Raw genomic sequence first — 24,451 nt, forward strand, 5'->3', positions numbered from 1 at the left:
TCAGGCGGCCGATGCGGTCGCCCGCTTAGGGGCGCCCCTCACCCGCGGTGAGGGGCGCTTCTGCGCGTGCGGCGAGTTCCGCGGCGTCGCGCAGCGGGAGCCAACTCCACGCGATGAGCGCGCACGCGGTGCCCACGGCCCAGCCGGCCGCCACATCCGTGGGGTGGTGCATGCCGCGGTACACGCGCGACAGGCCCACGCCGACGGGCACGATGACGCAGAACACCTGAACCGAGACCCGCAGGCCGGCATGGTGGATGCGCGTCGCGCACAGCGCGAAGGACAGGTAGACGGCGGTGGAGGCGCCCGTGTGGCCGCTCGGGAAACTCGAGGTGGGCGGGGCGTGGTCGAGCTGTTCGACCTCGGGTCGCTCCCGTCCCACCACGATGGAGGCGGTGAGGAACACCAAGGCCTCGACGCCCAGAGCCAGCGCGGGCACCATGGCAAACCACCATTGTTTGGTCTGCCACCACATGACGGCGACGACGAGGAGGCAGGTGGCCATGAGGACCTGCGTGTTGCCCATCTCGGACACCACCGCCGTGACGGTGTTCATGGTGGGGGTGCGTACGTCCACAAACGCCTCGCTGATGGCGCGTTCGTCAACCTGAAGAACGTCGACCACGAGGAAGCCCACGCCGACGACGGCGACCCACAGGATGCCGGCGGGCAGCAAGACTCGCGTGGCGAGGGCGCTGCCGGCCTCCCGCCCGGTGGGCGCGACGGGCCAGGGGCCGGGGGAGATCACGCTCATCACATCCTCGCGTAGCGGGCGCGGACAAACGAGTACAGCCCGTAAGCCGCGAAGCCGATGCCGACAAGCACCACGATGATCTGGCCGCCGGGGAGGTCGAGCAGGCTCTGGACGGCGCCGTCGAGGCCCTCGGCCTTGTCCGGATCGGCCGTCACGGCGGCGTACGTGATCAGGGCGCCCACGGCGCCAAGCGCGATGCCCTTCGCGATGTATCCGACCATGCCGAGTCCGCGCACGGTCTTGCCCGAGCCTCGGGGCACACCCGTGAGGTCCTCGAGGAACTTCTTCTTGGCTCCCTTCACGACGTGGAAGATGCCGGCGCCGATAATGCCGACACCCACGGCGCCGACGATGAACTGCCCCCCGGGCCAACCCAGCGCCGTCGCGACGAGACCCTGCGCCTGCTGGTCGTCGCTGCCGCCGGACGAACCCATGGCGACCGACGCTGCGGTCACTGATAAGGCGAGGTACACCACCGCCTTGGCGAGCGCCTTGACGCGGTCACTGGCCTTGTGGCGGGAGAGTGCGGCATCGGCCAACTGCCAGAGTCCCAGCGCCGCGAAGGCGACCACGGCGATCCACAGCAGCACCGCGCCAAGCGTCGATTCGCCGACCTGGGACAGCGCGTTGCTGGAGCTTGCCTCCTCGCCGCCGCCGCCGCCGAGCGCGACTTGTGCGATGAGGTAGCCGAGCATGATGTGGAGACCGCCGGAGACGGCGTACCCAGCACGGGCGCCCTTCTCCCAGGCGTCACCGCTGGAGCCTTGCCTCATGGACGTCGGTGTCGTAGCCATGCGCAATGAACATTCACTATCGGCCCGCGTATTCCGCGTGCCTGGAACGACGTGCTCGCCGAGGGCGGGTTCGGGTACACTATTCGAGTTCCACGGCGAGGTTGGGCCCTGATGGGTACTGACGTGATCGACGCGGCGGTGTGATGTTTGACGCCTGCCTTGCCTGGCTCCACCACCGACTCCCAAGGAGAACCCCATGTCTGACAAGCTTGTGCTCGCGGCTGAGATCCGCAGCGACTTCGGTAAGGGCTTCGCCCGCCGCATCCGCGCCAATGACAAGATCCCCGCGGTCCTGTACGGCCACGGCGCCGCCCCCGTGCACCTGACGCTTCCCGGCCACGACACGATGATGGCGCTGAAGAACTCGAACGCGCTCCTCACGGTGCAGTTCGACGGCAAGGAAGAGCTCGCCGTCCCGAAGGACGTGCAGCGTCACCCCATCAAGCCGTGGATCGTCCACGTCGACCTGCTCATCGTGAAGAAGGGCGAGAAGATCGTCGTCGACATCCCGCTGCACCTCGAGGGCGAGTCGGCTCCTGGCACGATCCACTTCCAGGAGGCCTCGACCCTCCAGGTGCTCGCCGAGGCGACCCACCTGCCCGAGTCCTTCACGGTCTCGATCGAGGGCCTCGAGGAGGGCGCGAAGATCCTCGCCTCCGACGTGAACCTCCCCAAGGGCATCGAGCTCGCCGGTGACGCCGACCAGCAGATCGCCTCCATCGCCGCGCCGCAGGCGCAGGAGGAGGACGACGCGGCTGCCGAGGAGGCCCCCGCGGCCGCCGAGGGCGACGAGGCCTAAGCCTTTCGCGTATTCGTGACACGAGGCGCCCGTCACCGCTGGTGGCGGGCGCCTCGTGCGTCACGGCAAACTTCCACCCATGAGGAGACACCGTTGAGCGCGCTCGTGATCGGCCTGGGCAACCCGGGCGAGGAGTATGCGGGGACCCGCCACAACATCGGCCAGATGGTGGTCGACGAGCTCGCGGTGCGCGGCGGCGGCGCGCTGTCGGTGCACAAGAAGACCCGCACCAGGGCCGCGACCGTGCGCCTCGCGGGCCAGGCCGTCGTGGTCGCGGTGCCCATGTCCTACATGAACGTCTCCGGCGGTCCCGTCTCGTCGCTCGCGAAATACCAGTCGGTCGAGCCCACTGCCGTCATCGTGGTGCACGACGAGCTCGACATCCCCTTCGGCGAGGTGCGCCTCAAGCGCGGCGGAGGCTCCGGCGGCCACAACGGCCTCAAGGACATCACCAAGGCGCTCGGCACGCCCGACTACATCCGGGTGCGCGTCGGCATTGGCCGCCCCCCGGGACGCATGGACGCCGCGACGTTTGTGCTTAAGCCCTTCTCCGCCGCCGAGCGCAAGGAACTTGACCTGCTGATCTCCGACGGCGCCGACGCCGTGGAGTCGATCCTCGACCACGGCCTTGAGGCCACGCAGCAGCGCTTCCACTCGCCGCGGTAGGCCCGCCTGCAGTCGGCTTGGCTCAGCCCGTGGGTCGGTTTGGCCCACACCTGTGACGCATGTGGACGCGTGGTGCTCCGGTGTGCGTCACACCGGTCCCTCGCGTCACTCGCGCCCCAACCGTGGGCCAAACCGACCGGTGGTCTGGTGCACAAGGGAATGGACAGGCCCCCCACCCGCGTCACTACTATCGGAAGTGCCGTGGTGGCGGACAGTTGCATTGTTCGCATGTCCGGCACGCTGACCGCGAATACGAGGGAGGAAGCGTGACCACGACCGAGACTGCCTGGGCCATCCCCCAGGTGAGCGACCGCCGCTTCGGGGCCGCGCTGTTTGACCTGGACGGGGTGCTTACCCCCACCGCCGAGGTCCACATGCACGCCTGGAAGCGCATGTTCACCGACTACTTCACGGCCCACGACGTCACGCCCGCCTACACGGACGAGGACTACTTCGCGTTCGTGGACGGCAAGCCCCGCTACGACGGTGTGCGGGCGTGCCTCGCGAGCCGCGGCATCACGCTTCCCGAGGGCGACCCCACCGACGCCGCCGGCACCGAGACCGTCTGCGGGCTGGGCAACGCCAAGAACGACATGTTCGCGGCAGTCCTGCGCGACGAGGGCATCGCGCCCTACCCGGGCTCGGTCGCCCTCATCGATCACCTGAAGGCGCTGGGCGTGCCGATGGCGGTCGTCTCCAGCTCGCGTAACGCGCCCGAGGTGCTCGCCGCGGCAGGGCTCGACCACCACTTCGAGATCGTCGTGGATGGCGCCGTCGCCGCGCGTGACAAGATCCCTGGCAAGCCCGCCCCCGACACCTACCAGCGCGCCGCGGCGCTCCTGGGGGTGCCTCAGGAGGCGGCCGTGGTCGTCGAGGACGCCTTCTCAGGTGTGCAGGCCGGCGCGGCGGGCGACTTTGGCCTCGTGGTCGGCGTGGACCGCGGCGCGGGAGCCGAGGAACTGCTCGACAACGGCGCCGATATCGTGGTGGACGACCTCGCGGAGCTCCTCGGATGAGGGCCGCCGAGCGCCCCAGCGGCGACACCAGCGCGCCGCAGTACCTTGACCGGCTACGCTTCCCCGCCGACCCATGGCGCCTGGTCGAGACGGAGTTCTCCAAGGACGACCTGGGGGTCACCGAGACGCTGTTCGCCGTAGGCAACGGCTACCTGGGCCTGCGCGGCAACATCGAGGATGGGCACGACGCGCATGCGCACGGCACGTTCATCAACGGCTTCCACGAGACCTGGGACATCCTGCACGCCGAGGAGGCCTACGGCTTCGCGCGCACGGGCCAGACCATCGTCAACGTCCCCGACCCCAAGATCATCAGGCTCTACGTCAACGATGAGCCCCTCCTGCTGTCGATCGCCGACCTGATCGAATACTCGCGCGTGCTCGACATGCGCGATGGTGTGCTCACCCGCGAGCTGCTGTGGCGCACGCCGTCGGGCAACCGTGTGCGCATCCGCTCGCGGCGCATGGTGTCCTTCGCGCAGCGCCACGTCGCGGTCATGGAGTTCGAGGTCACGCTGCTGGACGAGGAGGCGCCGATCGCGATCTCGTCCCAGCTCCTCAACCGCGCGGCCGGCATCGACGAGTACCGCGCCAACCCCACCCCCAACAGCGGCATCAACGACCCGCGTAAGGCCTCGAAGCTCGACAAGCGCGTGCTCGAGCCCCGCCTGCACACGGGTGACGACCGCCGCGCCGTCCTGGGGTATCAGGCCGAGAACTCCAAGATGACCCTCGCCGTCGCGATGCAGCACACCGTCGACTTCGACGGCGACTTCGACACGGTCTGTGAGGCGGAGGAGGACTACGCGAAGCACGTCTTCCGCGCCCGTCCCCGGCCGGGCCAGACCTTTACCCTCACCAAGGTCGTGAGCTATCACACCTCCCGCGTGGTTCCCGCGCGCGAACTCGCCGACCGTTGCCACCGCACGCTCGACCGGGTCGAGGCGGAGGGCATCGCCAAGCAGTACGAGGACCAGCGCGCCTGGCTCGACGGCTTCTGGTCACGCTCGGACGTGGAGATCGAGGGCCACGACGACGTGCAGCAGGCGGTGCGCTGGAACATGTTCCAGCTCGCCCAGGCCGCCGCGCGCGGAGACGGCCTGGGGGTGGCCGCGAAGGGCCTCACAGGCTCGGGCTACGGCGGCCACTACTTCTGGGACTCCGAGATCTACGTGATGCCGTTCTTCACGTACACGTCGCCCATCATCGCGCGGAACGCCTTGCGCTACCGCTATCAGATGCTGCCGGCCGCACGCCGGCGCGCCGCGGAGCTCGCCCAGCACGGCGCGCTGTACCCGTGGCGCACCATCAACGGCGAGGAGGCCTCCGCCTATTACGCCGCGGGCACCGCGCAGTATCACATCGACGCCGACATCTCCTTCGCGGTCGACAAGTACGTGCGCGCGACCGGTGACGACGAGTTCCTGTCCCGCAACGGCATCGACATCCTCATCGAGACGGCGCGCATGTGGGCCGACCTGGGCTTTTGGCGCAAGGTCGAGGGCAAGGGCGAGTCCTTCCGCATCCATGGCGTGACCGGGCCGGACGAGTACACCACCGTCGTCAACGACAACCTCTACACGAACGTCATGGCCCGGTTTAACCTGCGCGTCGCCGCCAAGAGCCTGGGCAAGCTCCGCGACCGCTGGCCCGAGCAGTTCGAGAAGGTCGTCGCGCGCCTGGGCGTCACCCCCGACGAGGTCGAGGAGTGGGAGCGTGCCGCCGACGGCATGGCGATCCTGTGGGACGACCTCTTGGGGATCCACCCGCAGGACGCGCTGTTCAACGAGCGCGAGGTGTGGGATCTCGAGAACACTCCCGCCGACAAGCGCCCGCTGCTGCTGCACTTCCACCCGCTGGTCATCTACCGTTTCCAGGTTCTCAAGCAGGCCGACGTGGTCCTCGCGCTGTTCCTCCAAGGCGAGCACTTCACGCCGGAGCAAAAGCGCAAGGACTTCGAGTATTACGACCCGATCACCACGGGCGACTCGACGCTGTCGGGTGTGGTCCAGTCGATCATCGCCGCCGAGGTGGGCTATCACGAGCTCGCGCTGCGCTACTTCTGGGACGGCCTCTACGTCGACCTCGCGGACCTGCACGAGAACGCGGCCGACGGCGTCCACACCGCGTCGACGGGCGGCGTGTGGTCGGCGCTGGTCTACGGCTTTGGTGGCTTCCGCGACCACGACGACGTGCTGCGCTTCGACCCGCGCCTGCCCGAGCAGTGGCCCTCGCTGACGTACCGTATCACCCAGCGCGGCACACGCGTGAGGGTGACGGTGCGTCAGGAGTCGATCCTGTTCGCCATCGAGGAGGGGCCCGGGCTTACGGTGGACGTGCGCGGCGAGCGGCACTCGCTCACGCAACTGCAGGAGCTCGAGGTGCCGCTGGATCACCAGGGCGAGCGCATCCCCGGCGCGCCCGACGCCCAGGCGTTCCACGGCACCGTGCGCGCCGACGGCACCGTCATCACGCCGTCGTTGCCCACGTCCGTCACCGAGGACGTCGAGGAGCCGCCCACGGAGACACAACAGTTGCATATGCCGGAGTCCTGACGCCGCCCGAGCGACACCTCAGGCGAGGGCCGATGCCGTGGCGACCACGGCATCGGCCCTCGCCTTGGGAGGGGCAAACGTCCCGGATACCGGGGGTGTCGCGTCCCTAGGTTGAGGTGAGTCCTCACCGTCGACCCTGGGAGAACTCCGTGTCCGTCACGTCCTTTGATCACGTTTTGTCGCCGACGAGCTTGGGCGCCCTGACGCTGCGCAACCGCGTGGTGATGGTGCCCATGGGCACGGAGATGGGCGATCGTGATGGGCACCTCACGGAACGTGAAATCGCGTACTACGCCGAGCGCGCGAAGGGCGGCGCGGGACTTGTCGTCACGGGCATCAACGCGGTGACGAACGACTTTGAGATGATCAACGAGGGGCTGGGCCGGGTCGACTCCGATGCCGCCACGCCGGGCCTGACCGCGCTCGCCGCGGCCGTCCACGCCGTGGGCGGCGCGATCTCGGTGCAGCTCACGGCCGGACTGGGGCGCAACATCAACGTGGTCGACCCCGACAACCCGCCCATCTCCGCCTCCGACAACGGCCACTATGCGGACCCCAGCGTCACGTGCCGCCCCCTGGAGCGCGCGGAGATCAAGGTCATCGTGCAGCGCTTCAAGGAGGCGGCTGCGCGCTGCGCCGAGGCGGGCATCGACGCGATCGACATTCATGGCCACACGGGCTACCTCATCGATCAATTCCTGTCGCCCGTGTGGAACCGCCGCAAGGACGAGTACGGCGGCTCGGTCGAGAACCGCTGCCGCTTCGCGGTCGACATCATCAGGGCTGTGAAGGTGGGCGCGCCCGGACTGCCGGTCACGTTCCGCCTGTCGGTCGACCACCGCTTCGAGGGTGGCCGCACTCCCGCCGAGTCGATCGAGATCGCGCTGCAACTCGAGGACGCGGGCCTCGACATGCTCATGATCGACGAGGGCTCCTACGAGGCCATGGACTACGTCTTCCCTCCGTACTACCTGGGCGACAACTGCATGCTGGGCTCGGTCCAGTCCTTCAAGAACGCGCTGTCGATCCCGGTGCTCGGTTGCGGCAACCTCACCGCCGAGCGCGCCGAGCAGGCCATCGCGGCCGGCGAGATGGACTTCGCCGGCATTGGCCGTGCGCTCATCGCCGACCCCGAGTGGGCGAACAAGCTCGCCGACGGCAGGCGCGACGACATCCGCCCGTGCATTCGGTGCAACCAGCTGTGCGTGGGCAACGCCTTCGTGGGTCGGCCGCTGGGCTGCGCGGTGAACGCCGCGGTGGGCTTCGAGCGCGAGCGGGTCATCGAGCCCGCGGACGTCGAGAAGCACGTCGTGGTCGTCGGCGGCGGCCCTGCCGGTCTGGAGGCCGCGCGCGTCGCTGCCGTGCGCGGCCACCGCGTGGACCTGTACGAGCGCGAGGAGCGCCTGGGTGGTGTGCTGTGGCCCGCCGCGACGCCCGAGTTCAAGAAGGAGCTGCGCTCGATGATCTTCTGGTGGGAGCGCCAGCTCGCGGGCCTCCCCGTCACCGTGCACCTCGGCACCGAGATCGAGGCGTCCTCGCCCGCGCTCGCCGATGCCGACGCGATCATCGTCGCGGCCGGCTCGACGCCTCTCGTGCCGCCCATCCCTGGGCTCGACGGCGAGAACGTGATCGAGGTCGTCGACGCCCACCTGGGCGCCGAGCTGGGCGAGCGCCTGGTCGTCTGCGGCGGAGGACTCTCGGGCGCGGACTTCGCACTCGAGAAGGCCCAGGAGGGCCACGACGTCACCATCGTTGAGATGACCGATGCCGTGGCGGCCGACCTGCTCCTGATCAACCGCATCACGCTGCTACGCGATCTCGCCGAGGCCGGTGTGACCGTGCTCACCGGGCACCGCGTCACCACCGTAGACGCCGAGGGTGTGGTGGTCGACGGGCCCGACGGTGAGAGCCGCGTGGACGCCGACACCGTCATCTCCGCGTTCGGCGTACGTCCCGCCACGGGCCTGGCCGCGGCGCTCGAGAGCCGCGGCACCGTCATCGCCGTGGGCGACTGCGTGAAGCCCGCCAAGGTGGGCGACGCGATCAACGCCGGCTTCGAGGCGGCGTTCGCGCTGTAAGGCGTGGCCGATGCGGCGGGTGACCGTCGCATCGGCCCCCGTCCACGGCGTTAGCGGTGCGTGACGCGCGCGAGGAATTCCTGCGTCTCGGGGCGCTGGGGTGCGTCGAAGATCTGCGCCGGAGGCCCGGACTCGATGATCCGGCCGCCGTGCATGAACACCACGCGGTCCGCGACGTCGCGCGCGAAGGCCATCTCGTGGGTGGCCATGAGGATCGTGGAGCCCGCGTCCTTGAGGCCGCGCACCAGGTCCAGCACCTCGCCCACGAGCATGGGGTCGAGGGCGGAGGTGATCTCGTCGAGCAGGAGCAGCTCGGGGTCGGTGAGGATGGCGCGCACGATGGCGACGCGCTGCTGCTGGCCGCCCGAGAGGCGGTCGGGGTAGGCGTCGACCTTGTCGCCCAGGCCGAACCGGGTCAGCAGCTCGACACCGCGCGCGCGAGCGGCCGCGCCGTCCTGCCCGTGCACCTGGCGTGCGGCGAGGGTGACGTTGTCGATGACCTTCATGTGCGGGAACAGGTTGAACTGCTGGAAGACCACGCCGATGCGCGAGCGCACCCTGTCGGCGTCCACACGCGGGTCGGAGATGTCGTCGCCGGACAGCACGATGCGGCCGTCATCGATGCGCTCGATGAGGTTGATGGTGCGCAGCAGCGTGGACTTGCCCGAGCCGGAGGCGCCGATGAGGACCACGACCTCGTGCTGGGCCAGCGTAAGGTCCACGCCCGACAGGACCGTGTTGTCCCCGAAGGACTTCCACAGGTCCGAGATCTCGAGGACGTTCATACGGTGCCTCCGATCTGCTCACGCATATTCATGCGCCCGGCCACATAATCCGTCAGGCGGGTCAGCGGCACGGAGATCGCCACGAACAGCAGCGCCGCGACCACGTAGGGCGTGAAGTTGTAGGTCGAGGCCACGTCGATCTGTGCGGCGCGGATCGCGTCCACTGCGCCCAGCACGGAGATGAGGCCCACGTCCTTCTGCATCGACACGAAGTCGTTCATGAGGGCGGGGATGACCTTGCGCACACCCTGGGGGATCACCACGAGGCGCAGCGTCTTGCCGTGGGAGAGCCCCAGCGAGCGTGCGGCGATGCGCTGGGAGGGGTGGACGGCCTCCATGCCCGCGCGCAGCACCTCGGCGACGTACGCCGAGTAGCACAGGCCGATGGCGATGGTGCCCCACACGGCGGCGTCCATGCGCGGGAAGATATCCAGCGCCGGGATGCCGAAGCCCACGAGGTACAGCACGATCAGCACGGGCATGCCGCGGAACAGGTCCACGTAGATGGTGGCGACGGCGCGCAGCGGGAAGAACACGGGCCCGCGCAGCGAGCGCAGCACGGCCAAGAGCGTGCCGAAAATGGCGACGCCGATCGCGGCGAAGAACAGCGCGCGGATGTTGAGCCAGAGGCCCTTGAGAATGCCCGCGAAGCTGTCGCGGCCGATCTCCCAGTTGAAGAAGGACTCCTTGACGGCCTCCCACCCGGGGGTGTTGACCACGATCAGGGAGGCGATGACGGTGAAGGCCACCGTCGAGCCCACGGCGATGAGCACGGAGCGCCGCGAGGCGCGTTGACGGTATTGCCGTCGCTCGATCTCGAGGGCGCTGACCTCGTGGGTCACGTCACTCGCGGACTGCGACGCTCCGTTGCTCATGCCGAGGATTGTCCTAGTTCAGGACGGGAACGTCGACCGCGTCCGAGAGCCACTCGGTCTCGAGCGCGGCGAGCGTGCCATCGGCGGCGAGCGCGTCGACCGCCTCGGTCACGGTCTCGGTGTTGGGCGAGTCCTTGGGCAGGACGAAGGCGAACTCGTCGCCGCCCTCGGAGCCCGCGAACTGGCCCACGATGACGCCACCCTCGACCTCGACGGCCGCGGAGTAGAAGGCGCCGGGCAGGTCGGTGACAAACGCGTCGATCTGGCCCGCGTTGATCGCGGCAACCACGTCGGCGACGGAGTTGAAGACCTGGACGTTGTCCTCGCCGAGCGCCTCGACGGCGACGTCATACGAGGTGGTGCCCACGGCGACGCCCACGGCGGCACCGGCGAGGTCGGCGATCGAGGCCGCGTCGGCGGCCACGCCACCCTCGACGGCGACGACGGCCTGCGAGGTCGTGTAGTACGGCGAGGAGAAGTCGACGGCGCTCTTGCGCTCCTCGGTCACGGAGAACTGCTGGATGTTGAGGTCCCAGTCCTTGGCGCCGGGGGCGATGGCGGCGTCGAACGTGGTGCGGACCCACTCGACGTCCTCGGGGGCGTAGCCCAGCTCGGCGGCGACGGCGTAGGCCACGGCGGACTCAAACCCCTCACCCGAGGTCGGGTCGTCGTCGATCATCCAGGGCTCGTAGGCCGGCTCGCCGGTCGCGATGGTGAGGACACCGTCGGTGACGGTCTCGAGCGCGGCGCCGGCCTCGGCGGAGGCGGTCGCGGTGGCCGTGGCCTCCGTGGTCGCGGCGCCGGTGGGCGTGGCCGAGGACTCGCCCTCGGACGACGACGAGCAGCCGGCCAGCGCGAAGGCGGACACGGCGACGGCCGCGGTCGCGAAGCGGCTCAGGGTGCGTGCAGACATACAGCTCTCCAAAACAAAAGGTGGTGGAGCGGGGTCGACGCTGACGGCTCCCGTACGGGGGGAGTTTACTCGGCGGTCGCGAGCGCCCAATCCGCGAAGTCGAACCCGGGCGAGACCACGCAGGACACCAGGCATTCTTCGTCGCCCGCGAGCTCGGCGGCCTGCCACGTTCCCGCAGGTACCAGCACGTGCGGGACCTGACCCGCCGCCAGGTCGCGGCCCAACGTGTGGGTCGCGGCGGCATCGGCCGGCTGGTCGCCGTCTCCGCCGAGCGACAGCGTGAGGGTGCCGGGGCCGTGCCACAGCCACAGCTCGTCGCTCGTCACCACATGCCAGGCGGACTGCTCGCCGGGCGTCAGCAGGTAGTGGATGGTGGTGGCCGCGGGGCGCACGCCGCCGGGGGTATCGACGGGCACGGTGCCGGTCCAGATACGCCGGAACCAGCCGCCCTCGGGGTGGGCTTCTAGGTCGAGGGCCGATGCCGTGGCGGGCCGGGCGAGATCGCCGTGAGTCATGCGTGGGCTCCGGTCTGCTCGGTGAAGCGGGTCGACGCGTGGCGCACGCGCCCGCCCATGATGGTCGCGGCGGCGTGGCCGTCGCCGGCCTCGGCGAGTGTGGTGAGGGTGTCGGTGATGGAGGTGACGGGCACGTCGAAGAATGCCAGATCGGCGCGGGCGCCCACGGCCAAGTACCCCGTGCGGTGCGGGCCCTCGTCGATGCCCATGGCGTGCGCGCCGCCCAGGGTCGCGGCGGTCAGCAGCCTTTCGGCGAGGTCGTCGCTCGAGTATCCCTGGGCGCGCGCGATCCGCATGAGTTCCTTGACCTCGCCCATGAGGTCAAGCGACGGCGAGGACGACAGCGAGTCGGTGCCGACCGCGATGGGGGAGCCCTCGCGGAGGTACGCGGCGACGGGCGGGTTGTCGAGCCCGATGATGTGGTTGGAGCGCGGGCACAGCGCGACGGTGGTGCCGCGCGCGCGCAGGATCGCCCGGTCGCGCTCGGACATGTATACGCCGTGGGCGACGTGGCAGTCGGGGCCCAGCACACCCAGGTGGTCGACGTAGTCGGTCGCGGACGTGCCGAAGCCCGCCTGACGCAGCTCCACGAAGCCTCCCAGGCCCTGGGTCTGCCAGGGCTCGCGCGCCTCGTGCGCGAACTCGCGTTCGATGCCCGATTCGCCCAGGTGGATGTGGATGCGGCGGCCGCGCTCGCGGACGATGTCCGGGATCTCGAGCAGGGGCTGAATCTCGAGCGAGTACGGGGCATGCGGGGACAGGCCGGTGCCGGGGCGGTCGGGAAGCGAGTCGAGGGCCGCCTCGACCTCGGCGCGGCCGTGGGCGGACCAGTCGGCGTTGGTCCAGTCCATGACCTCCCAGTACGCGATGCCCCTCAGCCCCGCGTCGTGCAGCGCGTGGGCGGCCTCGGGGTCCGTGACGATGTCCGCGGCGGCCGTGGTGCCGGTGGCGACCAGCATCGCTGCCCCCGCAGCGGCATCGGCCCCCCAGTCGTGTCCTCGCTGGTAGACCGGGTTGAAGCCCGTGATCCAGTCCTCGAAGCCCTGGTAGGTGCGCTGGGCGACCTCGGCCATGCCGGTGTATTGGAGGTGGGTGTGGGCGTTGACGAGCCCGGGCGTGAGCACACCGTCCCAGTGCACGTGGTTGACGGGCACGCCGCGCTCCGCGAGCGAGCGCTCCACCCAGGCGCGCTCGCCCACGTGGAGGATCTTCTCGCCGCGCACGGCGATGGCGCCGTCCAGGATCGGGGGCGCCGTCACCGGCAGCACGAGTGCCGCCGAGTACAGGGTCACGGGGAAGGACGTCATGCGATCTCCTCGCGGTAGCGGGGGCTGTGCCAGTCGGTGTCGATGGCCGATGCCGTGGCGGGGCTCCGCTCGAGCGGCACCCTCCGCACGCGCGCCGCTGTCGCGGCCACGCGGTCGACGGCGGTGGGGGACAGGGCGTGGACTCCCACGGCGGGGTGCGTGGTGACGACCTCGGCAACCGCAGCGAGTTGGGTCGCGAACGACAGGTCCATGATCTCGATGGGGTTGCCCTCGGCGGCGGTGACGTTGATGCAGCCGCCGCGGTCCAAGATCAGCGCCCCGGTGGAGGTGCGCTCGACGTGGGGTGCGACGGGCGTGAGGTCGCCGGCCCAGGCGATCTCGTGCGGGACGCCGCCGGCCACGGCGACGGCCGCCGCGACGTCGGAAACGTTCGCGGGCACGGTGCCGGGCCAGCCCGTGGCGGAAACCACGAGGGCGCCCGATGCGGCCGCCTCGAGCGTCGTGACCTCGTAGCCGTCGTGGGCGGCCAGCAGCGCGCGGGCGGGGTGGACCTCGCTCACGGTCACGGTGGCGCCGAGCGCTCGCAGGTGCGCGGCGACGCCTTCGCCCACGGGCCCGTATCCCACCACGTGAGCGGGCTGGTCGCGCACGCTCACGCCGGCGGCGTCGAGGAGGTCAGCGACCGCGAGGACACAGCTCTGGCCGGTGCCGTAGCGGTTGTCGAAGCCGGTCTTGGTGATCGCGTCGTTGACGGCGATCACACCCGTGGCGAGCACGCCCGCGGTTTGCATGCGGCGCAGCGGCGTGAGGCCGCTGGTGGTCTCCTCGGTGGCGCCGATCCATCGCTTGACGAGGTCCGGGCGAGCCTCGTGGGCCAGCCGGGTGACGTGGGAGCCGTCGTCGACCAACACGTCGAAGCCGCGGTCGAGGAAGCTCAGGGCTGCCTGGCGCTCGGCCGCGGGCGTGGCGAGGGTCGCGTCGGCGTCGACGGGCACGCCGCGTTGCCTGAGCGCCTCGGCGACGGCCTCGTCGGTCTCGTCGGGGTGGGCGTACACGGCGACCGTGGCTCCGGCCCGCGCGAGCAGGAGCGCCAGGTTCGCGGTCTTGGGCTCGAGCGTCATGGAGACGCCGATGCTGAGCCCCGCGAGCGTGCCGGCCTCAGCGAGGTCGGCGGCGACCGCCGCCGACACGGGCATGTGTGCGGCGGCGAAGTCCAGCCGGCCGGCCGCGTCGCCGCGTCCGCCCACCGGCGCTCCGCCCAGGGTGAGGTCCCCGGTGGTGACATCGATGATGACCTCTGCCGTCGCATCGGCCGCGTGAGAGCCGGAAGTGAGGATCCGAGCGCCCATATCGGCGAGCATGGCGGTGAGGGCCGCGGCCACCGGGCCGTCCCCGGTGATGTGGAACTCTCGGCCGGCGATCAGCAGGTTGGTGTCGCGGGCGAAGCGGCGCAGCAGCCGCTCCGCCTCGCCGCGCGCATCGGTCATGGTGCCAAGTCTAGGTTTGGCGGCCGGTCGTCGAATCCCGCTACACCCTGATCGTCACATCCATGCCCTCTGGCGTCACCGCCACGGCGATCACCTGGGCGTCCGGGAAGTCTGCTAGCAGGGTGTCCTCGCCGCCGCCCGCGCGCGCGGGCAGCCCGCCAAGGGCGTCAGGCGGGACCTCCAGGCCAGCGACGGTGAGCGACTCGAGCGTCGGCGTGAGCGCGCCGTCGGCGACGGTCAGGGCGACCTCGGCCCTCATGGTCAACGCCATCCCGCGCACATCCACGTCTCCCGTCGCCGCAATGACGCCGTCGCCCAGGGTCAGCGTCGCTCCCTCGAGCGGGGTGCCGGTGAGGGCCTCGTCGAGCCGCTCCGTGACGGCCTGCGCACCCACGTGGACATCGACGCGCGTCCCGCCCGTCAAGGACTGCACCGCCAGGGGCAGGGATGACAAGACCACATCGACCCCCTCGTCGGTGGGTGGCACCAGGTGGCTCTCTGCGATGGCCCGGGGCAGCAGGTCAGCGGCGACCACCAGGACGATTCCGGCGATGCCCCCCGCGACCGCGAGGCCGCGTCGCCCACCGCGTGAGCGCGCCGCGCCGACGACGCTCGCCGCGGTGACAGCCACGCCGGCGACGGTGGCCACGAGGACGGCGATCATCGGTGCGCGTCCGCCGGCGAGTGCGCGTCGATGACGGTGAGCGAGCCGGGCTCGGGTTCGTCGTCGATGTGTACGTGCGGCAGGATCCGGTCGAGCCACGCGGGCAGCCACCACGCGCGCTCCCCGAGCAGGGCGAGCACGGCGGGAACGAGGGTAAGCCTCACGACGAACGCATCGAGCGCGACGCCGACGAGGAGGGCGAACGCGAGCGGGCGCGTCATCGCGTCTCCCGACACGACGAACGCGGCAAACACGGCGATCATGACCGCCGCGGCGGTGGCCACGACGCGGCCCACGGACGTGAGGCCAGCGCGCACCGACTCGACGGGACCGAGACCCTTGCGATGAGCCTCCGCGATCCGCGACACGAGGAAGACCTGGTAGTCCATGGACAGGCCGAACAGGACCGCCATGACGAGGATCGGCAGGAACGCGACGAGCGGTCCCGTCGCACCCTCGGTGATGGTGTCTCCCGCCCACCCCCACTGGAACACCGCGACGGTGGCGCCGAGCGCCGCACCGAGCGAGAGCAGGAAGCCGAGCGCCGCCGTGACGGGCACGAGGATCGACCGGAACACCACCATGAGGAGCACGAGGGTAAGGCCGCAGATGACGACCGCGAACGGCACCAGCGCGGCGGCGAGCTTGTCGGCCACGTCCACCGCGAGGGCCGTCTGGCCGGTGACGGCGATCGTCGCGCCTGTGGTCGCCGTCACCTCGGACTCGAGGTCGCGGATGTCGTCGACGAGGGCGGCGGTCTCCTTTGAGGATGGGTCGGTCTCGGACGTGACGGCAATCAGCATCGATGACCCGTCCTCGCTCGGTCGGGGCGGCTGGACCGCGGCGACACCGTCGAGCTCGGCGAGCGTCGCGGCGGTCGCCTGGCCGGCCGCGACGGGATCGGCCGAGTCGGACACGTCCGCGAGCACCAGGAGCGGGCCGTTCGCGCCGGGTCCAAACGCCTCCGAGATCGCGTCGTACGCCAACCTCTCGTCGGAGCCCGCCGGCTCCGAGCCGCCATCGGGCAGGGCGAGGGACATGGCGCCGACGGGCATCGCGACCACGCCGAGCGCGAGAACGCCGGCGACGAGCACCGTGGCGGGCCGGCGCAGCAGGCGGTCGCCCCAGCCGCCATTGCCGCGTGCACGTGTGACGGCGGTGCCGCGCGGTCGCAGCCGCTCGCCCAGCAGCCCCATCAGCGCGGGCAGGGCGGTGAGAGACGCGGCCACCGCAACGGCGACCGCAAGTGCGGTCACGGCTCCCATTGCCGCGAGGAACGGCACCCCCGTGAGCGCGAGGCCGACCACTGCGAGGATGACGGTGACGCCGGCGAACACGACGGCGCTGCCCGCGGTGCGAGCTGCAGCGGCGATGGCCTCAACGAGGGGCACGCCCGCGGCGAGTTCGGCGCGCAGGCGCACGATGATGAAGAGGGCGTAGTCGATGCCGACGGCGAGGCCCAGCATCGAGGCCAGCGCGGTCGAGGCGGCGGGAACGGCGACCACGTGCGACAGCAGGCCGATGCCCGCCAGCGAGATCCCGAGCGCGATGCCCGCGGAGGCCAGCGGCAAGCCTGCGGCGACGAGTGAGCCCAACGTCAGCGCCATGAGGATGTACGCAATGGCCGCACCCACCACCTCGGCCATGTGGGAGCCCTCGGGGATCTCCGGTAGGCCCGACGCGACGACGGTGAGCCCCTCGGCCTCGGCGGCGGTGACGACCGCGTCGAGAGCGTCGAGCGTGGCGTCGTCAACCTCGCCGCCGCGGTCGTCGAGACCCACGGTGATCAGCGCGGTGGTCGCGTCGGGCGACACCGTGCCGGTCGCGAACGGATCAGGAGCGGAGGCGACGCCGTCGACTGCGGCGAGCTCGCCCGCGAGGTGAGTGACGGCTGCGGCAGTGTCGGCGCCCGTGACGGCCCCGCCATCCGCGTCCGCCACCACGTACTTCAGAGAGGCTCCCGCCGCGGACGGGAAGTCCTCCTCGAGGGTGTCGTAGGCCTCTTGGGATTCCGTGCCGGGAATGGAGAAGTCGTCCTCGAGGGCACTGCCGAAGGTCAGCACACCCAGGCCCGCACCGACCGCCACGACCATCCAGGCGGCGAGGACGCGCCACGGGTGAAGTGCCGACCAGCGGCCGATGCGGGCAAGAAGCGAGGACATGGGGTTCCTTCCGGTCACGCCACCCCCGGCGGGTGACCGCGCCAGTGAAACTCGGCGGCCTGAGCGTGGGCCTGCGCGCGGCCTGACGGTTTCCTGACGGTCGCGGCGCGTGGGTTCCCCGCTACCCCGCGAGCGGCAGCCTGACCGTCACGGTGGCTCCCTCGCCCACGTGGGAATCGACCGTGACGGTTCCGCCGTGTGCATCGACGATCGACTTGACGATCGACAGCCCCAAACCCGAGCCCTCACCCGCTCGCGACGGGTCGGCCCGGTAGAAGCGGTCGAAGAGTCGCCCCACGTGTTCGGGCGCGATGCCGGGCCCGTGGTCCACCACGGTGACCACAGCATCGGCCGCCTCGACGTGCACGCCCACCTCGATGGGCGTACCGGCGGGGGTGTGCTGCATCGCGTTGCCCACGAGGTTGCGCAGCACCTGCGCCAACCTCGCGTCGTCGCCGACGACGGGGGCGGGGCGGGGTGCCGTGAACGCGAGCGGGCGCGACTGATCGACCACCCGTGCGTCGTCGACCACCTCTCGCGCGAGGCCCACGAGATCGACCGGCGCCATCGTCAGCGGCAGGCCGCGGTCCAGGCGCGCAAGGAGGCCCAGCTCGTCGACGAGGAGGCGCATGCGGCCCGTCTCGCGTTCCATCGAGGCGATCGCACGGTCGAGGTCGGGGCCGGGCTCGACCGCTCCCTGAAGATAGAGGTCGAGCCATCCATTGAGCGTGGTGAGGGGGCCGCGAAGCTCGTGGGACGCATCGGCCACAAACGCTCGCACGGTCGCCTCGGCGCGATGGCGCGCCTCGAAGGCGTCCTCGAGGGCGACGGCCAGGTCGTGAAGTTCGCGCGGGCCATCGCCGGCAGAAAACGTCGCCTCCCGGTCCGCCGCCGCCGCATGCGCATCGGCCGCCATCGCGTCGAGCGGCGCGAGCCCGCGGCGGATGGTGAAGGCGGTGGCGGCGGCGAGCACGACCAGCGCCGCGGCGCCCACCACGGCTGACACCAGGCGAAGGCGGCGCACGATCGTCGCGTCGCGGCTCGTGTCGACCGCAAGCACTAGAGAGTCCATCGCGATGGTCTCGCCGGCTTGTGTCACGAGCGACAAGCCAGGTGTGCGGGCGCGCGTGGCGGTCACGGGGAACCCCGACGTGTCGGCCTCGACGGTCTCTCCCGCGCGGAGGCCCTCGGTTGCCGTGACCAGCGTGTCAGCGTCCGCCTGCGACAGGGTGCTGGCCTCGCCCGCGGGCGCCCGGACCTCTCCGTCCTCGGCCACTCCGACGATGACGAACGAGGCTCCGACGACTCCACGGATCGACCCCACGTCGAGCGTGACGTCTTCTTGCCCTGACAGCGCCTGGCCCACGCTTGCCGTCACGCCGGTCAGTTGGTCCTCCACCTGAGCGTCCAGCTGACGTTCGACGATCCCGGACACCGCGAGCGGGACGCCCACCGCCGCGACGGCCAGCAGGGCGACCGTCTGCACCACCAGGGTGCGCCGTAGCGACCAGGGCCGGCTGCTCACGGCGTTCCGGCCCGCAGCGAGTACCCGAACCCGCGCACGGTGTGCAGCAGCGGATCGCGGTCGTCGTCGATCTTGCGGCGCAGGTTGGAGACGAATCGCTCGACGACGTTGCCGTCGCCTCCGAAGTCGTAGCCCCACACGTGGTCGAGCAGCTGGCTCTTCGACAGCACCCGTCCCGCGTTGACCGCGAGGTGCTCAAGCAGCCGGTACTCGGTGGGGGACAGTGAGATCTCGACCCCGGCGCGCGTGACGCGCTTGGCCTCCTGGTCGATGTCCAGGTCGGCGACCCGCAGCACAGACACCGGACTCCCGGCGGCGCGCCGCGCGAGCGCCTCGACGCGGGCGACCACCTCGGCGACGGCGAACGGTTTGACGACGTAGTCGTCGGCGCCCGTCTTGAGTCCAGCCACGCGCTCATCGATGCTGTCGCGCGAGGTGAGCACGAGGACCGGTACGGCGTTTCCCTGGCCGCGCAGCAGGCGCAGGACCTCCATGCCGTCGATGCCTGGCAGCCCCAGGTCGAGCACCGCGACATCGGCGTCGCCCACGCGGTCGAGTGCCTGGACGCCCGAGGTGGCTACTGCGACCTCGCAGCCCGCGAACTCCAGCGCGGCACGCAGCACCTCGACGATGCCTGGGTCGTCGTCCACGACGAGGACGCGAATCGCTGCCATGCGCGCCAGTCTAAGGAGGGGCGGGGAATCGCTTGTCGGTGCGCGTCCTTAAGATGGGTGAGCCGGAAAATCCGGTCCTTATCCATGCCTGGAGACTCGTGAACCAGCCGCTCAGCGCCCTGCTCAGTTCCCTCGCACCCCGCGAGCTCGCCGATGGTGCGCACCTCACCGCGGCTGCTGCCGCCGCGCCGGCGCTCGTCGCGCGTGCCGATCTCGACGGTCCTCTCGTGGTCGTCACGGCCACCGGTGGCGACGCCGACACGTTCGCGGCGGCACTCGGCGGATACCGCGACCCCGCCCGCATCGCCGTCCTGCCCGCGTGGGAGACGCTGCCGCATGAGCGCCTCAGCCCCCGCTCCGACACCGTCGCTCGCCGCCTCGCGACCCTGCGCCGGATCGTGCACCCGGAGCTCGTGGAGCAGGAAGCCGGCATCCCGCCGCTCGAGGTGGTCGTCGCACCCATTCGCGCGCTGTTGCAGCCCATCGTCGCGGGGCTTCCCGATCTTGAGCCGGTCCACCTCAAGGTCGGCGACGAGCGCGACCTCACTGAGTTGGCCGAGTCGCTCGCCGCGGCCGCCTACACGCGGGTGGACATGGTCGAAAAGCGCGGCGAGTACGCCGTGCGCGGCGGCATCGTCGACGTGTTCGCGCCCACCGACCCGCACCCCGTGCGCATCGAGTTCTTCGGCGACGAGGTCGACTCGATCCGCTCGTTCTCCGTCGCCGATCAGCGCTCCCTGGCCGACGTCGAGCGCCTGTGGGCCCCGCCGTGCCGCGAGCTGCTGCTCACCGACGACGTGCGCGCCCGTGCGGCTCAGCTGATCGACCAGATCCCGGCGGCCTCCGAGATGCTCGCCAAGATCGCCGACGGCCACGCGGTCGAGGGCATGGAGTCCCTCATCCCGCTGCTGGTCACCCGCCTCACCTCCGTGCCCGCGATCCTGCCGCGCGACACCCGCATGCTGCTCATCGAGCCCGAGCGCCTCGCGCGCCGGGCCGAGGACCTCACCCGCACCGCTGACGAGTTCCTCGCCGCCGCATGGGTGTCCGCCGCCGCCGGCGCGGACAGCCCCCTCGAACCCTCCGAGGGCTCCTTCCTCTCCCTCGAGCAACTCCGCGAGGCCGCGGACTCCCGCGGCGTGCACTGGGCAAGCCTGGGTCCCTTTGGTGCGGCCGATGCCGTGGTCACCGGCATCACCGACCTCGAGGACCACCGTGGTCGCCTCCGCGAAGCGGTGGGCCTGCTGCGCTCGCGGATGGCCGACGGCTGGACCGTGGTCGTGACGGCCGCGTCGACGGGCAGCGCGCACCGGCTCGCCGAGCAGCTCACCGAGGAGGGCGTGCCCGCACGGGTGCAGGCCGAGTACGAGCGTGTCGACGGCATCGTGTCCGTGGTCCCCCAGATCACGGGTGCCGGCTTTACCAGCGCGGACGACCGCGTGCTCGTCATGCACGAGTCCGACCTCACCGGCCGCGCCGCGGTTGCCGCCGGGCCCAAGGTGAAGGTGCCCAGCCGGAGGCGCAACGCCGTCGACCCTCTCCAGCTGCGAGCGGGAGACTTCGTGGTGCACGAGGCGCACGGCGTGGGCCGCTTCGTCGAGCTGACTAAGCGCACCGTGCGCGGCATCGAGCGCGAGTATCTGGTCATCGAATACGCGCCGTCCAAGCGCGGTGGCCCCGCCGACCGCCTGTCGGTGCCCACCGATCAGTTGGACCAGGTCACGAAGTACGTGGGCGGCGAGGCGCCCAGCGTCAACAAGATGGGCGGCTCGGACTGGGCCAAGACCAAGTCGCGCGCCAAGAAGGCGGTCAAGGAGATCGCCGGGGAGCTCATTCGGCTCTACAGCGCCCGCATGGCCACGACCGGCCGCGAGTTCGGCCCCGACACCCCCTGGCAGCGCGAGCTCGAGGAGTCCTTCCCCTTCGTCGAAACCCCCGACCAGCTCACCACGATCGATGAGGTCAAGAGCGACATGGAGCGCACCGTTCCCATGGACCGACTCGTGTGCGGCGACGTGGGCTTCGGCAAGACCGAGGTGGCCGTGCGCGCGGCGTTCAAGGCGATCCAGGACGGCACCCAGGTGGCTGTGCTGTGCCCCACGACGCTGCTGGTGAAGCAGCACGTGGACACGTTCTCCGAGCGGTTCGCGCAGTTCCCCGTCAAGGTCGCGGCCCTGTCGCGCTTCCAGACGGACAAGGAGGCCAAGGAGGTCATCGAGGGGCTCTCCGACGGGTCCATCGATGTGGTCATCGGCACGCACAGGCTCATTACGGGCTCGGTGCGTTTCAAGCAGCTGGGTCTGGTCATCATCGACGAGGAGCAGCGCTTCGGCGTGGAGCACAAGGAGACGCTCAAGGCGATGCGCACCGACGTGGACGTGCTCGCCATGTCGGCGACCCCGATCCCGCGCACGCTCGAGATGGCCGTCACCGGCATCCGCGAGATGTCGACGCTCGCGACGCCGCCCGAGGAGCGTCACCCGATCCTCACCTACGTGGGCCCGCACGAGAACCCGCAGGTCGCCGCGGCGATCAGGCGCGAGCTCATGCGCGACGGCCAGGTCTTCTACATCCACAACTCCGTGAAGACCATCACGAGCGCCGCGCGGCGCCTCAGCGAGCTGGTGCCCGAGGCCCGCATCGCGGTCGCGCACGGCCAGATGAGCGAGAAGCAGCTCGAGCAGGTCATCGTCGACTACTACGAGAAGCGCTACGACGTGCTCGTGTGCACCACGATCGTCGAGACGGGTCTCGACATCTCGAACGCCAACACCCTGATCGTCGAGAAGGCCAACACCTTCGGCCTGTCGCAACTGCACCAGCTGCGCGGGCGCGTGGGCCGCGGACGGGAGCGCGCGTACGCCTACTTCCTGTATCCCGCGGACCGGACGCTGACGGAGACGGCCCACGATCGCCTGCAGACCATCGCGGCCAACACCGACCTGGGCGCGGGCATGGCGGTCGCCATGAAGGACCTCGAGATTCGCGGCGCCGGCAACCTGCTGGGCGGGGAACAGTCGGGCCACATCGAGGGCGTGGGCTTCGACCTCTACATCCGCATGGTGGGCGAGGCCGTCGCGGACTTCCGCGGCGAGGGCGACCAGGAGCGTCCCGCGATGACCATCGACCTGCCCATCGACGCGCACATCCCCGAGCAGTACATCGAGCACGAGCGCCTGCGCCTCGAGGCGTACCGCAAGATGGCCGATGCCGCCGATGGCGAGGCGCTCGACGCGGTCGCCGAAGAGCTCGCCGACCGCTACGGCAACGTGCCCGAGCCGGTCGAGAACCTGCTCGCCGTGGCGCGTCTGCGCTGTGAGCTGCGCGGCACCGGCATCACCGACGTGGTCGCTCAGGGCAAGTACGTGCGCTTCAGCCCCGTGGAGCTACCCGACTCGGCGGCGCTGCGCGTGAACCGGCTCTACCCGGGCACCCTGATCAAGCCGGCCGTGCGCCAGATCCTGGTCCCCGCGCCGCTCACCCAGCGCATCGGCGGCAAGCCCGTCGAGGGCCTACCCGTGCTCGACTGGGTGCGTGAGGTCGTCAAGGCGACCGCGGTCGCGCCAGTAGGATGACGAGCATGACTGAGTCCCGTCGTCGTCGCGCCCTGGGCGCAGCGGTCCTCGGATCGGCGCTGGTGTTGGCCGGGTGCGCGGTACCCGGGCAGCCTCAGGCGCCGGCCGTGGCCGCCGCAGCCGCCCAGACCACCCTGACCAACGCGGAGGTCACCGACCTCTACGACGCGTGGGCCTACGAGGCTCACCAGCCGGTGACCCGCCAGCAGGCCGTCACCCTCGAACTGCTGCGCCAGCCCATGCTGGACCGCATCGACGAGCTGGGTCTGCAGTACTCGCGCTTCTCGATGGAGCAGGCCGCGGCGCAGGTGAAGTCCACCGAGGAGGTCGCGGGCGAGCCCAGCGACGCGCTCGTGGATGGCTTCGAGGCCACCTACCTGATTGCCGCGTTCACGATGATCCCCGAGGACGACTCGCTCATGCGCGAGATCGCCGAGGAGGTCGCCGCGAGCACCACCGTGTCGCCGCGCGAGGGTGACTTCGACGTCGACCAGCTGCTCGCCTCGATCGCCGAGGTCAGCGAGACGGCCGCGAGCATGGCCACCGCGGGCCAGCCCGCGTGGTTCACCGAGTTCAACGCGGCGAACATGTTCGTCGCGGGCGGCCAGGAGTGGCTCGCCAGTGAGTGACGCCCTCGCCCGACTGGTCGAGGTGATGGACCGCCTGCGTTCGCCTGGCGGTTGCCCGTGGGACGCCGAGCAGACCCACGAGTCGCTCATCAAGCATGCGCTCGAGGAGGCGTACGAGCTCGCGGAGGCCGTCGAGTCCGGTGACCGGACCGACCTGCGCGAGGAGCTCGGCGACGTGCTCCTGCAGGTGGTGTTCCACGCCCGCGTGGCCCAGGACCACCCCGAGGATCCGTTCGACATCGACGAGATCGCGCGCGGCGTGGCCGACAAGCTCGTCGAGCGCCACCCGCACGTCTTTGCCGACGGCGGCGAGCAGCTGACCGCCGAGGAGACGCTGGGCCGCTGGGAGCAAATCAAGAAGGCCACCAAGAACCGCGAGTCGGTGATGGACGGCATCCCCGCCGCCCAGCCCGCCCTCGCGCGCGCCCAGAAGGTCCTCTCCCGCGCGGCCAAGAACGGGCTCGAGGTGCGTGACGAGGCCGGCGTCGGCATCGGCCAGCAGCTCCTCGCCCTCGTGGCCCGTGCCGAGGCTGAGGGAGTCGACGCCGAGGGTGCACTCAGGGACGCCACCCGCGCGTACGAAAGTGCCGCCCGCGAGGCCGAGGCGAGTGCGGCATCGGCCTCAGAAAAGGCCGCCCACGCGGCCACCGAATCTTCATCCGGGTAGGACCATCGTCGCGGCGCGCTCACGCACGCCCCTCGATAGACTCCCCAGAG

Annotated in this window: 20 protein-coding genes; 8 read left to right on the top strand and 12 right to left on the bottom strand. The window is 70.6% G+C overall.

All coding sequences use genetic code 11. The features are described from left to right. Positions 1–25 precede the first annotated feature (25 nt). The gene (locus tag B7K24_RS04605) at positions 26–754 is read right to left on the bottom strand and encodes a phosphatase PAP2 family protein (RefSeq protein ID WP_084128950.1); all 729 of its coding nucleotides are present in this window, start codon (positions 752–754) and stop codon (positions 26–28) included. Further along, on the bottom strand, positions 754–1,548 hold the full coding sequence (locus tag B7K24_RS04610) for a DUF1206 domain-containing protein (RefSeq protein ID WP_084128951.1): 795 nt from the start codon (positions 1,546–1,548) through the stop codon (positions 754–756). The genes B7K24_RS04605 and B7K24_RS04610 overlap by 1 nt, the downstream gene beginning before the upstream one ends. A gap of 196 nt (positions 1,549–1,744) precedes the next feature. Between B7K24_RS04610 and B7K24_RS04615 the strand changes: the two genes are divergently transcribed. The 5 genes from B7K24_RS04615 (at position 1,745) to B7K24_RS04635 (ending at position 8,662) form a co-directional block, all read left to right on the top strand. Beyond that, the gene (locus B7K24_RS04615; protein ID WP_084128952.1) at positions 1,745–2,347 is read left to right on the top strand and encodes a 50S ribosomal protein L25/general stress protein Ctc; all 603 of its coding nucleotides are present in this window, start codon (positions 1,745–1,747) and stop codon (positions 2,345–2,347) included. Positions 2,348–2,440: 93 nt separating this feature from the next. Continuing rightward, positions 2,441–3,013: an aminoacyl-tRNA hydrolase gene (pth, locus tag B7K24_RS04620; protein ID WP_200808272.1), complete on the top strand. Its 573-nt coding sequence runs from the start codon at positions 2,441–2,443 to the stop codon at positions 3,011–3,013. A gap of 266 nt (positions 3,014–3,279) precedes the next feature. Then, entirely contained in the window at positions 3,280–4,029 is a 750-nt protein-coding gene (locus B7K24_RS04625) for an HAD family phosphatase (protein ID WP_255372776.1), read from the top strand. Beyond that, positions 4,026–6,584 carry a glycoside hydrolase family 65 protein gene (locus B7K24_RS04630; RefSeq protein WP_084128955.1) on the top strand — a complete coding sequence of 853 codons (2,559 nt, stop codon included), beginning with the start codon at positions 4,026–4,028 and terminating at the stop codon, positions 6,582–6,584. The genes B7K24_RS04625 and B7K24_RS04630 overlap by 4 nt, the downstream gene beginning before the upstream one ends. 149 nt (positions 6,585–6,733) lie before the next feature. Next, complete coding sequence (locus tag B7K24_RS04635) at positions 6,734–8,662, top strand: FAD-dependent oxidoreductase (RefSeq protein WP_234986547.1); 1,929 nt, start codon at positions 6,734–6,736, stop codon at positions 8,660–8,662. A gap of 50 nt (positions 8,663–8,712) precedes the next feature. On the opposite strand, the gene B7K24_RS04640 is transcribed toward B7K24_RS04635, so the two are convergent. The 10 genes from B7K24_RS04640 to B7K24_RS04685 form a co-directional block, all read right to left on the bottom strand. Next, positions 8,713–9,447: an amino acid ABC transporter ATP-binding protein gene (locus B7K24_RS04640; protein WP_084128956.1), complete on the bottom strand. Its 735-nt coding sequence runs from the start codon at positions 9,445–9,447 to the stop codon at positions 8,713–8,715. Continuing rightward, positions 9,444–10,322 (bottom strand): amino acid ABC transporter permease, encoded by an 879-nt coding sequence (locus B7K24_RS04645; protein ID WP_084128957.1) that lies wholly within the window; start codon positions 10,320–10,322, stop codon positions 9,444–9,446. Before B7K24_RS04645 ends, B7K24_RS04640 begins: the two co-directional genes overlap by 4 nt. A 13-nt stretch (positions 10,323–10,335) precedes the next feature. Beyond that, the gene (locus B7K24_RS04650) at positions 10,336–11,235 is read right to left on the bottom strand and encodes an ABC transporter substrate-binding protein (protein WP_084128958.1); all 900 of its coding nucleotides are present in this window, start codon (positions 11,233–11,235) and stop codon (positions 10,336–10,338) included. A 65-nt stretch (positions 11,236–11,300) separates the two neighbouring features. Then, positions 11,301–11,750: a cupin domain-containing protein gene (locus tag B7K24_RS04655; RefSeq protein ID WP_084128959.1), complete on the bottom strand. Its 450-nt coding sequence runs from the start codon at positions 11,748–11,750 to the stop codon at positions 11,301–11,303. After that, positions 11,747–13,057, bottom strand: coding sequence for an amidohydrolase family protein (locus B7K24_RS04660; RefSeq protein ID WP_084128960.1), 1,311 nt, complete (start codon positions 13,055–13,057; stop codon positions 11,747–11,749). Before B7K24_RS04660 ends, B7K24_RS04655 begins: the two co-directional genes overlap by 4 nt. After that, positions 13,054–14,505, bottom strand: coding sequence for an adenosylhomocysteinase (locus B7K24_RS04665; RefSeq protein ID WP_084128961.1), 1,452 nt, complete (start codon positions 14,503–14,505; stop codon positions 13,054–13,056). The genes B7K24_RS04660 and B7K24_RS04665 overlap by 4 nt, the downstream gene beginning before the upstream one ends. A 40-nt stretch (positions 14,506–14,545) precedes the next feature. Continuing rightward, positions 14,546–15,169, bottom strand: a complete 624-nt coding sequence (locus B7K24_RS04670) for a hypothetical protein (protein ID WP_084128962.1) — start codon at positions 15,167–15,169, stop codon at positions 14,546–14,548. After that, positions 15,166–17,331 (bottom strand): MMPL family transporter, encoded by a 2,166-nt coding sequence (locus B7K24_RS04675; RefSeq protein ID WP_084128963.1) that lies wholly within the window; start codon positions 17,329–17,331, stop codon positions 15,166–15,168. The genes B7K24_RS04670 and B7K24_RS04675 overlap by 4 nt, the downstream gene beginning before the upstream one ends. Positions 17,332–17,452: 121 nt before the next feature. Continuing rightward, a complete protein-coding gene (locus tag B7K24_RS13230) occupies positions 17,453–18,856 on the bottom strand; it encodes a cell wall metabolism sensor histidine kinase WalK (protein WP_144268119.1) in 1,404 nt (467 codons plus the stop codon). Further along, positions 18,853–19,530, bottom strand: a complete 678-nt coding sequence (locus tag B7K24_RS04685) for a response regulator transcription factor (protein WP_084128964.1) — start codon at positions 19,528–19,530, stop codon at positions 18,853–18,855. The genes B7K24_RS13230 and B7K24_RS04685 overlap by 4 nt, the downstream gene beginning before the upstream one ends. A gap of 53 nt (positions 19,531–19,583) precedes the next feature. Here B7K24_RS04685 and mfd point away from each other — a divergent pair, with 53 nt between their 5' ends. The 3 genes from mfd to B7K24_RS04700 are packed head-to-tail and all read left to right on the top strand — an operon-like array spanning position 19,584 to position 24,401. Continuing rightward, complete coding sequence (mfd, locus tag B7K24_RS04690) at positions 19,584–23,105, top strand: transcription-repair coupling factor (RefSeq protein ID WP_084129253.1); 3,522 nt, start codon at positions 19,584–19,586, stop codon at positions 23,103–23,105. Between the two features lie 5 nt (positions 23,106–23,110). Continuing rightward, positions 23,111–23,734 carry a hypothetical protein gene (locus B7K24_RS04695; protein ID WP_144268120.1) on the top strand — a complete coding sequence of 208 codons (624 nt, stop codon included), beginning with the start codon at positions 23,111–23,113 and terminating at the stop codon, positions 23,732–23,734. After that, positions 23,727–24,401, top strand: coding sequence for a MazG family protein (locus B7K24_RS04700; RefSeq protein WP_234986549.1), 675 nt, complete (start codon positions 23,727–23,729; stop codon positions 24,399–24,401). Before B7K24_RS04695 ends, B7K24_RS04700 begins: the two co-directional genes overlap by 8 nt. Positions 24,402–24,451: the final 50 nt, after the last annotated feature.

This window comes from Demequina sp. NBRC 110055 (assembly GCF_002090135.1).
GTDB lineage: Bacteria > Actinomycetota > Actinomycetes > Actinomycetales > Demequinaceae > Demequina.

Coding starts and splice junctions, on each gene's coding strand:
- B7K24_RS04605 (WP_084128950.1), bottom strand. CDS start 754: ATGAGCGTGATCTCCCCCGGCCCCTGGCCCGTCGCGCCCACCGGGCGG.
- B7K24_RS04610 (WP_084128951.1), bottom strand. CDS start 1,548: ATGGCTACGACACCGACGTCCATGAGGCAAGGCTCCAGCGGTGACGCC.
- B7K24_RS04615 (WP_084128952.1), top strand. CDS start 1,745: ATGTCTGACAAGCTTGTGCTCGCGGCTGAGATCCGCAGCGACTTCGGT.
- B7K24_RS04630 (WP_084128955.1), top strand. CDS start 4,026: ATGAGGGCCGCCGAGCGCCCCAGCGGCGACACCAGCGCGCCGCAGTAC.
- B7K24_RS04640 (WP_084128956.1), bottom strand. CDS start 9,447: ATGAACGTCCTCGAGATCTCGGACCTGTGGAAGTCCTTCGGGGACAAC.
- B7K24_RS04645 (WP_084128957.1), bottom strand. CDS start 10,322: ATGAGCAACGGAGCGTCGCAGTCCGCGAGTGACGTGACCCACGAGGTC.
- B7K24_RS04650 (WP_084128958.1), bottom strand. CDS start 11,235: ATGTCTGCACGCACCCTGAGCCGCTTCGCGACCGCGGCCGTCGCCGTG.
- B7K24_RS04655 (WP_084128959.1), bottom strand. CDS start 11,750: ATGACTCACGGCGATCTCGCCCGGCCCGCCACGGCATCGGCCCTCGAC.
- B7K24_RS04660 (WP_084128960.1), bottom strand. CDS start 13,057: ATGACGTCCTTCCCCGTGACCCTGTACTCGGCGGCACTCGTGCTGCCG.
- B7K24_RS04665 (WP_084128961.1), bottom strand. CDS start 14,505: ATGACCGATGCGCGCGGCGAGGCGGAGCGGCTGCTGCGCCGCTTCGCC.
- B7K24_RS04670 (WP_084128962.1), bottom strand. CDS start 15,169: ATGATCGCCGTCCTCGTGGCCACCGTCGCCGGCGTGGCTGTCACCGCG.
- B7K24_RS04675 (WP_084128963.1), bottom strand. CDS start 17,331: ATGTCCTCGCTTCTTGCCCGCATCGGCCGCTGGTCGGCACTTCACCCG.
- B7K24_RS04685 (WP_084128964.1), bottom strand. CDS start 19,530: ATGGCAGCGATTCGCGTCCTCGTCGTGGACGACGACCCAGGCATCGTC.
- mfd (WP_084129253.1), top strand. CDS start 19,584: ATGGGTGAGCCGGAAAATCCGGTCCTTATCCATGCCTGGAGACTCGTG.
- B7K24_RS04695 (WP_144268120.1), top strand. CDS start 23,111: ATGACTGAGTCCCGTCGTCGTCGCGCCCTGGGCGCAGCGGTCCTCGGA.